This window comes from uncultured Eubacterium sp., from assembly GCF_937958975.1.
GTDB lineage: Bacteria > Bacillota > Clostridia > Lachnospirales > Lachnospiraceae > Eubacterium_G.
The window spans coordinates 47,879-60,040 of sequence record NZ_CALGRE010000041.1 but is presented as its reverse complement, the minus strand read 5'-3'; the positions used below and the strand labels follow the sequence as shown (position 1 = coordinate 60,040).

The 12,162-nt window shown below is 33.2% G+C and carries 14 protein-coding genes; 1 reads left to right on the top strand and 13 read right to left on the bottom strand.

All coding sequences use genetic code 11. The features are described 5' to 3' along the window. Window positions 1–81: 81 nt before the first annotated feature. The 9 genes from Q5O86_RS07240 to murI form a co-directional block, all read right to left on the bottom strand. Window positions 82–1,170, bottom strand: coding sequence for a hypothetical protein (locus Q5O86_RS07240; protein ID WP_302626471.1), 1,089 nt, complete (start codon window positions 1,168–1,170; stop codon window positions 82–84). A gap of 5 nt (window positions 1,171–1,175) precedes the next feature. Then, window positions 1,176–1,943 carry an InlB B-repeat-containing protein gene (locus Q5O86_RS07235; protein ID WP_302626470.1) on the bottom strand — a complete coding sequence of 256 codons (768 nt, stop codon included), beginning with the start codon at window positions 1,941–1,943 and terminating at the stop codon, window positions 1,176–1,178. Window positions 1,944–1,952: 9 nt separating this feature from the next. After that, window positions 1,953–2,369 (bottom strand): hypothetical protein, encoded by a 417-nt coding sequence (locus Q5O86_RS07230; protein ID WP_302626469.1) that lies wholly within the window; start codon window positions 2,367–2,369, stop codon window positions 1,953–1,955. 54 nt (window positions 2,370–2,423) lie between these two features. After that, entirely contained in the window at window positions 2,424–2,954 is a 531-nt protein-coding gene (locus tag Q5O86_RS07225; RefSeq protein ID WP_302626468.1) for an accessory gene regulator B family protein, read from the bottom strand. Between the two features lie 28 nt (window positions 2,955–2,982). Continuing rightward, a complete protein-coding gene (locus tag Q5O86_RS07220) occupies window positions 2,983–3,138 on the bottom strand; it encodes a cyclic lactone autoinducer peptide (protein ID WP_302626467.1) in 156 nt (51 codons plus the stop codon). Between the two features lie 196 nt (window positions 3,139–3,334). Continuing rightward, complete coding sequence (locus Q5O86_RS07215; RefSeq protein WP_302626466.1) at window positions 3,335–4,609, bottom strand: sensor histidine kinase; 1,275 nt, start codon at window positions 4,607–4,609, stop codon at window positions 3,335–3,337. Continuing rightward, window positions 4,602–5,324 carry a LytTR family DNA-binding domain-containing protein gene (locus Q5O86_RS07210; RefSeq protein WP_302626465.1) on the bottom strand — a complete coding sequence of 241 codons (723 nt, stop codon included), beginning with the start codon at window positions 5,322–5,324 and terminating at the stop codon, window positions 4,602–4,604. Before Q5O86_RS07210 ends, Q5O86_RS07215 begins: the two co-directional genes overlap by 8 nt. Before the next feature lie 14 nt (window positions 5,325–5,338). Beyond that, complete coding sequence (locus Q5O86_RS07205) at window positions 5,339–5,767, bottom strand: DUF1934 domain-containing protein (RefSeq protein WP_302626464.1); 429 nt, start codon at window positions 5,765–5,767, stop codon at window positions 5,339–5,341. A 1-nt stretch (window position 5,768) separates the two neighbouring features. Continuing rightward, window positions 5,769–6,587, bottom strand: coding sequence for a glutamate racemase (gene murI, locus Q5O86_RS07200; protein ID WP_302626463.1), 819 nt, complete (start codon window positions 6,585–6,587; stop codon window positions 5,769–5,771). 125 nt (window positions 6,588–6,712) lie between these two features. Between murI and spoIIR the strand changes: the two genes are divergently transcribed. Next, complete coding sequence (gene spoIIR, locus Q5O86_RS07195; protein ID WP_302626462.1) at window positions 6,713–7,321, top strand: stage II sporulation protein R; 609 nt, start codon at window positions 6,713–6,715, stop codon at window positions 7,319–7,321. A gap of 6 nt (window positions 7,322–7,327) precedes the next feature. Here spoIIR and ispE read toward each other — a convergent pair whose 3' ends face one another. The 4 genes from ispE to Q5O86_RS07175 form a co-directional block, all read right to left on the bottom strand. Continuing rightward, window positions 7,328–8,197: a 4-(cytidine 5'-diphospho)-2-C-methyl-D-erythritol kinase gene (gene ispE / locus Q5O86_RS07190; RefSeq protein ID WP_302626461.1), complete on the bottom strand. Its 870-nt coding sequence runs from the start codon at window positions 8,195–8,197 to the stop codon at window positions 7,328–7,330. 52 nt (window positions 8,198–8,249) lie between these two features. Beyond that, window positions 8,250–9,803, bottom strand: a complete 1,554-nt coding sequence (locus tag Q5O86_RS07185) for an SPOCS domain-containing protein (RefSeq protein ID WP_302626460.1) — start codon at window positions 9,801–9,803, stop codon at window positions 8,250–8,252. Between the two features lie 77 nt (window positions 9,804–9,880). After that, window positions 9,881–10,294 carry a protease complex subunit PrcB family protein gene (locus tag Q5O86_RS07180; protein ID WP_302626459.1) on the bottom strand — a complete coding sequence of 138 codons (414 nt, stop codon included), beginning with the start codon at window positions 10,292–10,294 and terminating at the stop codon, window positions 9,881–9,883. 63 nt (window positions 10,295–10,357) lie between these two features. Beyond that, entirely contained in the window at window positions 10,358–12,091 is a 1,734-nt protein-coding gene (locus Q5O86_RS07175) for a phospho-sugar mutase (RefSeq protein WP_302626458.1), read from the bottom strand. Window positions 12,092–12,162 lie beyond the last annotated feature (71 nt).

Genomic DNA, 12,162 nt, shown 5'->3' with positions numbered 1-12,162 from the left:
TAAAAAATCTCCGATAATAAAACGACTGTTTATCATCGGAGGTTTTTTATATACGACTATTCTGTTAAGTTTATTAAACTTTTATTTTTTCCCAAAAAACTGTTTTGCTATCCAATGTGGTGCTATTTTCAATGGTGAATCTTCACAAGTATCCCATTTTGAATATGTAACTTCACAATATGAATTGCCACTTGCATCATAATTCATTCTAAATCTCACCCCTTGGTCTGAATAGTAGATTTTCATCACCAGCGGAAATTCTGTTAAAAGCTTATCAATATCATCTTTTATTGTTGAAATGTTTTCTATTTGTGGCATTCCATTAATGTTGCCATTTTCTTCACACTTTATTATTCCACTTGTTTTCGCTTTCGCATATTTGGTAAAATACGTTGCAATGTTACAAATCTGCTCTCGATAATTCATAAGTAAATCATTAATATAAACATTATTTCCCTTATAATTCGGAAAACTTTTCGGATTTGCATAATTTATTATATTTATTTTTACTTTTTTCATTTTTCCATTATGTGCTATTACAAAAAGATAGCATTTTCCTTCTTTCCCAAAAGAACTTATTCTACCATCTTTATTTACACGCAATAATGACTTATCGCTGCTTTTCCATCTAACTCTTTTGGAAAAAGGACGTGCCTTTTTATTTTTTACATTTTTATCTGCAAGTATTATAGTTTCTATTTTTGTTGTACTACAAATCCCCACACAAATTGGATTGTTTTCAACAATATCAATCTGTTCCGCATTGACTAATTTACTTTTATCTCCATAAGTTCTAGCGCTTACCCAATAAGACTTTTTACTTATTTTTTTCCTGCCATTATATATTTTAAAAGATGCTACCCTATATTTATAAACCTTATGTAGTTTTAATTTTTTATCTGTCCAATTAGTTTTTCGATTACTATATATTGTTTTTATATTTACATACTTTCTTTTTTTATTATTATACCTATAAACTCTATAACCATCAGCTCCTTTGACCTTACTCCATTTAATTTTTAATTCTCTATTTTGATGCCTAACTACAGTCACATTTCTTGGTGATTCTTTTTTTATAGTTTTAGCAGAAGTGACTATGTTAAAGCTTAGACAAGTTATTGCCATAAATAATATACTAAAACAACACAATATTCCTTTTCTGAAACTCATTTTTCTTACTCCTTTTTCTTAATTTTATAAGTTGCTGTTCCAGTACCACATAACCCTAAAAAGAATATAACTATTACTTTTTTAAAATCATACCCTGTTTTAGGTGAAATATAATAACTTGAATTAGATTTTATTTTTTTCCAGTGTGCATATAAAGTTAATTGACTGTATGCTTCATCTTTTTTGAAATCCCATTTTTTTCCTTCCTTAACCTTTGTATACCATCCAATAAAAATATACCCCCTCTTTTCAGGGTTAACCGGTTCATTAATTTTCTTTGTATCAATCCACAAAGTTAGGGCTGGTTTACCATTTTGAGAATCAAATATTACTTTTTTTTGTGCAATATTTTTCTCTATAGGCTCATCTACAACTGCATAAACAGCATATAATTTTATATCATTTGTTATTAAAAGAGTAAAGTCATACTTTGTTAATTTTCCATCTTTTTTTATCGCCCAATAAACAAATTTCTGCTTTTTCTTTCCTTTATATTTTATTTCATCTTGACTAACACTTAATTTTTCTACCACTCTGTTATGTTGAACATTTACAACATTTGTAGTATTACGCTCTTTATCTATAAACGTTACTTTATGTAAAAGATGCTCAATTGTCTCATCCTCTCGATTCTGTTCATCATTCTGAATCATTGTAGTTTCTTCACTTATTGACACTGCCTCAGTTATATTATCTCCCCCATCAGCTAACACATTTTTTGAACCAAATGGTAAACATGCTATGAAACATAATAAAATAAAATATCTTTTCATTTTTCTTCCCTACTTTTTTCTATCCATATTATTTCCAATTCTCGTATAAACCGATATAAATAATTTCTCTGTGTAAGTTATCCCCTCTTTTGTCTTTACTGTAAGTATAACCAATCCACTGCCTTCTGCCAATGCCTCTACAATACATTTTCCCTCTGTAGTGTTTTTAATTTTAAAACATGACGGATTACTGCTTATATAACTGCTGCTTTTTGCACTTCCCTCTTTTAAAACAAAACGTAACTCTTCCGTCTCCTCCCCCAGAGCAACGGCTTTGTGATGTCTGGCTGTATTACTATCTCCCATACAGATTTTCAAAGTATTATCTGCAGCAAACACTTTAACCCCTGATATTTTATTTCCTGGTACCCCTAACAATATTAACGCCATCAGCACCGCTACTATTTTTTTCAATTTGTTCATCATATTTCCCTTCTCTGTTCGTTTATTCCTGTCCAACCTATTATGTAGATTTAACTCTTATTTTCTCTCTGTCACTTTCCCAACAACAAGCGCGACTGCAATGACTGCATGAGCCATCATAATACATTCACTTAAGTTTTCCGTTCTAATAATTATGCATATGATGGCTGCAATCAATTCGATTCCCCATATAGAAACTACTTTTTTCTTATAAATACGTTTTTCCATGTCATCAAGCGGTTTATTTTTCGCCGCAACAGGCGATAATATCCAAATAATAACCCCCGATAATATAAATAAACCCGATAGAACAGAAAAGCTAAAATTAACATTTCCTATTACTGAAAGCACTATCGTAATCATAAGTAACGTACTTATATAGCATTTTATGGGTGTAGAAGCATGACATCCCCCTGTATATTGTCTTAATGGTATAAACATTAAAATAAAAACCAGACATTCTATCACTTCATTGAAAAGTATCCCTATCAACATCATAGATATAAAATCAATGCATCCTGTCAGCAGTAAATTGATACCGTAGAAATATATTTCCCATTTATCACACTCTACAATTTTTTTATTCACTAACCCTATAATGACTATTTTTGATATTTTATTTAACATCCGTATTTTTAAGTTTTTTCAATTCCCCTGGTAATTCCGGTTGGTGGAAAAACCATGCGCATACTCCGTTTACATTTTTTCTTGCAGTTGTATATGCAACATCTGCTACAAACTTATCAAACATGTTTTTTTCTTTTTTCATCATCATTTCCTCCTTCTCTTAAGTCTTTCAGCAGATAAACAATATCACATTTTATTCTCCAATAATCATACTTGTAATATTTTATATATACTTTTGTAATAACTTACAGTTTCTACTGCAAAAAAATGTCAATTTATTGTTTTTTCCTCGTCGCTTAAACAAAAAGAAGCTCTTGAAAATAATTCAAAAGCTTCCCTAACTAATTATTGTATATTATAATAGTAACATCAAATTTTACATCATTATATGATACATCCATGACACCTTCGTATTTTTCAACAACACTCTCCACACTTTTTAACCCTATACCATGCATTTTCTTGTCTTCTTTTGTGGTTGTCAGTTTCCCTTTCTCTTTATTAAAGTTATTACTATGGCTATTTTCTACATTAATATAAATACTATTTTTATTTAACTTTAACTGAAAACATATATATCCTTTTTCACTCGTTTTGACCGCTGCTTCTATTGCGTTATCCAACAAATTTCCGATAATAATTACGATATCATCATTCTCAATTATAATATCCGGCGGAATTGATATATCTGTTCTTATGTCAATTCCCTTTTCATGGGCAAAACTCAGTTTATAATTCACAATACTGTCTACAGCAACATTTCCACTCTGACAATAGGTATCTGTCTTACCTATTTTCCCTGACAAATCACTTATATATTCATTTAATTCTTCTATTCTATTTTTCTCTAATAACTGCTTTATTACAATAATCTTATTATTTAAATCATGTCTGAATTTTCTTAAATCACCATAGTTCTTCTGTAACAGCTCTGACTGATTATGATAATAAGTTCTCTCCCTCTTAATTAACTCACTTTTCGTTCTCTCGTCAAACAGCCTTGTAATCGAATCATATAGATACACAATTATAAAATTCGATATCAATACACACGATAAGGAAATCATAGAAAATACATAATTAACGTTCTTCTGACGAAAGACCATTGTGAGTAAAATTACAGATGTTAACAAAACCAATACAATAGCTACCGTAAACAATTTTGGTATTTTAATATCCGATGATAGATTAATAAATCTCTCCACAACTAATAACAGAACACCAAATACAATCACATTCATCACAGGTATTGCCACATCAATATTATCCACAGCTTTTTCTGTCACACTATAATTAGATAAACCAACAATAAATGCTACAACTGCCTCCGAAAGAAATAGGAATATATAGCATAAAATTGAGACAATTATTTTCTTAGACACAGTCGCATTATAACACATCGTGATTAGTAAAAACAAAATAAAGCACGATAGCAAATTTATAATCGGATACGATACAAATAACATTACAATAGATGTTAGAAAATATCCCAAACCATATAGTATAACTGCATTTCTTCTCTTAACACATACTTTTCCCCACACCGTTCCCAAAAATTTATATATTATGTATATCTCAAACGCATTTGTCATCAATATAATAAGATTATCAAACACCTTTTTCCTCTCTCTTCCTTAGTATAGCAAATTTCTTTCTTATTTCTTTTCTTCTTGACTGGCTTATGGAAAACTCTTTCCCATCCATCATTATCAGGCTCTCATATTTCATCCGGGAAATATAATTATAATTTACAATAACCGATTTATGAATAAATAGAAATTCTTTACCGTCTAATTGCTCATATACCTTCTCCATACGTCCGTAAAAAATATCCTCTTTATCTTTTGTTGTAATTTTTATCCTTCTCCCGTCCTTTTCAAAATACAATATTTTTGAAAATTCAACCTTATAAAAATCGCAGCCTTTTTTATATGAAAAAGTAAAATGCTTTTGAGAGTTTACAGTTAAACACTTATTTATAACTTTCTCTATGCTTTCTTTTGATATCGGTTTCACCAGAAAATTAATTGGTCTATAATCAAACAATTCCATTGCATATTCCTTTTTAGAAGAAATATAAGCTATTTGAACTGCTTCATTCCTCAAATTCTCTCGAATAAATTTCCCCACTTTCACTCCGTCCAAATCCGGCAATTCAATATCTAAAAAAATCAAATCGTAGTTTGTTTCTTTTAATTCCTTACATAATGCTTTTCCTGAATCAAATATATCAATATCATAAATGATTCCTTTATCTTCTGTATTTTTAGTCAACAAATCTTCAAGCTCTATACAGATATTTTTCTCATCATCACATATAGCTATCTTCATCTGTATCTTTCCCTTTACTCTGTTACTTTGTTTATATCAATTTCAATTTTGCTATCTGACACCTTGCTGTTATTCGCATATAACTCATAATCAATTTTCAGATTTACATTTTCTTCCTCCTCCATAAGATTAATGTCCTTTGTGAGAACCTCCACCAATAAATCCCCAAAAGGCGTACTATATAACGACTGATTGTTTTCCCCTTTAGCAAATTTCAATCTTCCATTTACAATACCTTTTCTGAGAACTTCTGCACATGTATCGTTAAACTTTATTGTATTTTTCGTCTTTGAGCCACTCTCCTCATCAATATCATCATAAATTACATAATGTTTATTATTTCTCATATAATATTTTCCCGGCGCCATCATCTCTACACTATCCCCGGTATTTTCTACAACCTGTAACCCCGAAATTTTTACAATCACATTGTTATTTGTCATTTTAATATTCCTCTATATTTATCTGATTTGTCATATCCACATCAAAAGGCATAATAGAATCTGCAAAACTCTGAAATTTATCCGCCGCATCACTGACAAAAAATTCATAAGTCGGATTTGCGTTAATACTTGCCCTTATATTATTTCGCGTTAATAATTCTCCCAAACTAATTGCCGTCTCATATGCAGGATTCACGAGATTAACATCAGGTCCCATAATTTTACCAATTGTACTCCTAAGCAGCGGGTAATGTGTACACCCAAGAATCAAACTGTCTATGCTCTGTTCCTTTAATTCATCCAGATATCTCCTGGCAATCTCATCTGTCACCTCATCGTGCAGCATACCCTCTTCTACAAGCGGACAAAAAAGCGGACATGCCTTTCCTATCACAATAATTTCCGGGTCTATCCCCCTGATATATTCGGTGTATAATTTACTTTTAATGGTTCCTTCTGTGCCTATAATTCCTATACGCTTATTTTTTGTATTTTCGATAGCAGATTTTGCACCGGGCTTTACAACACCAATCACCGGTATATCAAGCTCCCGCTCTATCGTATCCAAAGCAAACGCACTTGCGGTATTACACGCTACAACAATCGCTTTTACATCTTTCGTTTTCAGGAAGCGTACTATTTGTCTCGCATATCTTATGATTGTATCCTTTGATTTACTGCCATAGGGTACTCTCGCAGTATCTCCAAAATATACAATACTCTCGTTGGGAAGCTGCCTTGTTATCTCTCTCGCAACCGTTAATCCTCCCACACCCGAATCAAAAACTCCCACGGGGGCATTATTATTCACCACATGCATAATACATCTTCCTCCTTTTACTTAGGCTTTATTTTACCTTTATTACCCTCATATTTCAATAGAATTGTATAAAAAGATTTTTAGCGGTAATAATCTAAATACAACACAATCAAAGGAGATTTAAAATGAAATATAAAAAAATGATACTTATTTTGGGAGTTTTTATAACAGGTATTTCCGGATTTATTTCTTATAAAAATTTAGAAAAAACTGCCGCTGTGAATAATTTGTCTAAAAGTGCCATCCGCTTTCATGTATTAGCAAACAGTGATACAAATGAGGACCAAAACTTAAAAATGAAAGTAAAGGAAACAGTCGTTGATTACATATACAAAAGCACAGGCGATTTTGACTCTGTAGAAGAAACCAAAACCTTTATCACAGCAAATGACAGCAAAATAAAAAAGCTGGCTACTGATACCATCCATTCACTCGGATATGATTATTCAGTAAATTCCAGCTTTGGCAAACAAAATTTTCCTGTGAAAAGCTATGGAGATATAGAGTTTCCGAAAGGAGAATATACTTCATATACTCTATCTATCGGAGAAGGTAAGGGACATAATTGGTGGTGTGTACTCTATCCTCCACTCTGTTTTGTAGACGCTTCTACAGGTGTTGTTCCAGACTCTTCCAAAGAATTGCTTAAAGACTCTATGACAAATCAAGAATATGGAACTATCGTAAAATACCGCTTTAAATATTTGACATTTCTAAATAAATATTTAGATTAAGATAAACTAATTTACAAACTCAGTAAGATATAATTGTTCTGTCAATTTATTATCTTCTAATTGTTTTATAACCAATTTTGCACTATGAAAATCATCAAATAGCCCAAATACGGTAGGACCGCTGCCGCTCATAATCGAGTTAAGCGCTCCTCCCTCCAGCATTACATCCTTTATTTCCTGAATAATAGGATACTCCGGAACTGTCACATCCTCCATTACATTATTTAACAGTTGTGACAGTTTCGGTAAATCCTGTTTTCTTATTGATTCCGCCATTTTTTCTATATCAGGTCTTTTCTTTATACTGTCCGGTTTTATACGTCCATATACATAAGCAGTAGACACTGACACCGGTGGCTTTGCAATAATCACATGACATTTCGGCGGTGCCGGCAGAGGTGTAAGCTTTTCTCCTATCCCCCTTGCTATGGCAGTACCTCCCATAACACAATACGGAACATCTGCACCTAACTTCACTCCACGCTCCATTAACTCTTTTTGCGTAAGTCCCAATGCAAACATCTGATTAATTCCTTTTAATGTGGCTGCACAGTCAGCACTGCCTCCTGCCATTCCCCCTGCAATAGGAATGCGTTTGTTTATTCTAATCTCAACTCCCTGTGTAATTGCGAACTCGTCAAACAGCATTTTCGCTGCCATATATGCCAGATTATCTTTTCCGTTTGACAGCACCTCTTTATCTGTTACAACCCTGATTTCATTACTGCTTTCTGTCTTAGTAATTATAATATCATCATAGACATTGACTGTCTGCATAATCATATCAAGGTCATGGTATCCGTCCTCTCTTTTTCTTATAACATCCAACCCCAAATTTATTTTTCCATATGCTTTTAATTGTATTTTATTTTGCACGCTATTTCTCCTCAAATACCAGACTTCCTCTAAAGTATACTTTCTTTCATCTCTATTGACAAGATTTAATCAAAAGAAGTCTGTCTCCCTTTTTAATCTGCTGCGACTGTAGTTCATTTACCTCAACTATTTTATCAATAGTTGTATAATTTTCTTTTGCCAGCTTCCACAGTGTGTCTCCCGACTGTACAACATAACCTTTCAGTACCGGAGCGGCATTGACTTTTTCCATGTCAATTGGTTCCTCGTTGATTTCCGAAATAAACGCACGTTTCTCTTCTTTAAACACAATAACCTCAAGAGCTACAACCGATTTAATCTCCACTTCATCCGTACTTAGCATGTTAGCGCTGACCTGCTCCACACGCCAATTAATGTAATACTTATCATCATTTGTAATTCCCTCTGCATCAATACGATGCTCAAAATCAACCTCTTTGCATTCACAGCATACAGGATTACTATCTTCCGAAGATATATACATAATACATGCCTTTATTTTTCCTACCGCCTTAAGACCATTATCACTGACAATAATATTTTCTATTTTAACGTCCGCACTGCTATTGCAAATCTGTAAAATATGCCCTTTCTCCTGAGCTATATTTAACTTCACAGTATTTTTTGTTCTAGATGCATTTTTTACCAGAAGTTTTTCAAACGTTCTCTCTCCCATAATTGGCACAAGATTCATATCCGGTGCATAAACATCTTCTAACACATCCAGTTGTTTCTCCTCATATGCTTTCATATTTAATTTAAGCAAGGCATTAATATTAATATTACGAATCTCATTATCCTGATTCATCTCTGCGTCAACCGTTACGTTATGAAGCTCCGAACTAATATAGGAAATCAAATCTTCTCTTGCTTCTCCCATCTCTACTGTCCCGCCAAAGTTTATGCTGGTATCCAGCCACTGTAAAGGAGCATTCTCCTCTTCCGGACTATACATAAGAAATACATTCAATTCACCATTTATATGTATTACACCATCTAACATTTTTGTATTAATATTTTTTACTCTGATATCTTTCCATACAATCTTATCGATTGGCGGTTTTCCGGACGGGACAGAAAGCTGTTCATGAATGCGAAATGTATCTGTCTTATCAGCTACAACAGATATTCCTTCCAATTGATTATATCGTGTCATCATATTATCTCTTGTAGCTCCCGTTACAGTTTCCAAATCTTCTAACCTTTCTACTGTAACATAAGCCATAATCTGTATTTTATATATGTAATTTCTTGAATCAATTAATTTCACGGAAGATGACATTACAACAAGTCTCACATCTGCATTACAGTCTTCCTCAAGCCCTGCAATTTTAATACTTTCTTCAAAAGGTATCTCTCCCTCAATACCATTAATCTGCTCCGGATTATCTGTATAATATAACAAACCATACGATACTGTTCCATTCATAATAATCTGATTATTTCTCACAGATACATTGTCCGCAGTTACCGTCTCATTTTGATTAATAATACTGCTTATTTCCGGATTTGCCTCTGTTATCCGTTCCTCATGGTTAACATAAAATGTTTTGACTTCACTTTTAATAATTTTACTCATATGAATATTACTTTTTATTAATTCCATACTAATCCCCCTAAATTCTAATTTCCTTCTAGTAAAACCTAAATATCTATTATAACATATGAACTATGTCCACTGTTTTATTCACCAAAAATAACATTCTTATCATTGTATTCCATTTTTATAACAATTACCGGATATGTTTCAACCTCGGTGTTCGTGTATTCTTTTGGTCCCTGAAATTCAGTTTTTACAAATATCGCATTTTTTGTCTCATACAGATTTTTAACCGTAATACTATATCCGTCGTGTTTTTGTTTTCCATACCCGATAACTATATATGTATACTGCTCATCTGAGTATGTTACTTTAAACTCTCCTTCCTTTCTCTCTTCTATAATCTGCTGTATCTCCTGTGGTATTTCATTTTCTGCCACCACAGTAAAATCTATATCATTTGTTTTTTTATTATTAATCTTTTCAATTCCACACGCAGATGTGATGGCGATACAAACCATTAAAGTTATTATCAGCTTTGTTCTATTTTTCTGCATAAAAAACACCATAATATATCCTTATTAAAATATATTATGGTGTATTATTTTTATTCCACTATTTTATAGCATAGAATTTACCATGTGAATCATATATTCGCCAAGTTCTTTTTCTTTTGTCTCTGCATCTGCAAAATCTTTGCCCTTAACGCCATAGTAAAACTTGAGTTTCGGTTCCGTTCCGGAAGGTCTGATACAAACCCATGCACCATCGCTCAAATCATAATAGAGAACATTTGATTTTGGAAGTCCTGTGGACGTAACCTCTCCTGTCTCCATATTTTTAATTGTATCTAATTTATAATCTCTTGCCGAAAGAACCTTATATCCTGCAACTTCTGTAGGAACATTTTTGCGAAGCTTCTCAATGGTATTCTGTATCTTTTCAATTCCCTCTTTCCCTTTTAATGTAATAGACTGAACACCATCTCTCCAATATCCATATCTCTCATACATTTCAATCATCTTATCCCAGAGAGACATTCCTTTTGTCTTATAGTAGGCAACAGCTTCACAAAGTGCCATTGTAGCAACAACCGCATCCTTATCTCTGGCATGCGTTCCAATCAGGCAGCCATAGCTCTCTTCAAATCCAAAAGCATAATGACCTTTTCCAGTAGTCTCAAAGCCCAAAATTTTCTCGCCAATATATTTAAACCCTGTAAGAACTTCAATCAGTTCTACATTATAATAATCTGCGATATCATTTGCAAGATTTGTTGTAACAATCGTCTTAATCAATGCTGAATCTTCCGGGAGCTGTCCTGCTTCTTTCATTTGACTGATTTCGTATTCCGCCAAAAGACATCCTGACATATTTCCAGTAAGCACATGATAGTCCCCTGTCTTTTCATCCTTCACATATACACCCAATCTATCCGCATCCGGGTCTGTGGCAAGAAGAATATCTGCTTCCACTTCATTTCCAAGCTTCATAGCAAGCGCAAACGCTTCCTCTGCTTCAGGGTTTGGATAGCTGACCGTAGGAAATGCCCCATCAGGAAGTTCCTGCTCTTTTACTACATAAACGTTTTCAAAACCTAATTCTTTTAATACCCTTCTAACCGGAATATTACCTGTTCCGTGAAGAGGTGTATAGACAATTTTTATATCTTTCTGTACTGCGTCAATTGCATCCTGATGCTTTACCTGCGACTTTAAAGCTTCAATATATTTATCATCAATTTCTTTGCCAATCTGAACATATAGTCCTTTTTCCAAAGCCTCTGCTTTATCCATAGTTTTTACTTCACTGTAATCATGAATCGCTGAAACGGCGCTCATAATTCCGGTGTCATGCGGAGGCGTAATCTGTGCGCCATCCTCCCAATATACTTTATATCCGTTATATTCTGCCGGATTATGGCTCGCTGTCACATTAATACCTGCAATACATCCCAATTCTCTTACTGCAAATGACAACTCCGGTGTTGGACGAAGTGAGTCAAAAACATATGTCTTAATTCCATTTGCATTCAAACAAAGTGCTGCCTCATCTGCAAACTCAGGAGACATATGTCTGGAGTCATAAGCTATAGCCACTCCTCTGTCCTGCCCATTCATTTTTACTATATAATTCGCAAGTCCCTGTGTTGCTTTTCTAACAGTATAAATATTCATTCTATTTGTACCTGCTCCTATAACACCACGAAGTCCCGCTGTACCAAATTCTAATTCTGTATAAAATCTGTCTTCGATTTCTTTTTCATCATCTTTAATTGCCCTTAATTCAGTCTTTGTTTCGTCATCGAAATATGAACTTTCAAGCCAGTCATTATATAACTCCTTGTAACTCATAACAAACCTCCATTCAATTTTTATGCTATTGGTATTTTAATACAAACCAAAGGCAATGAAAAGACTAAAAA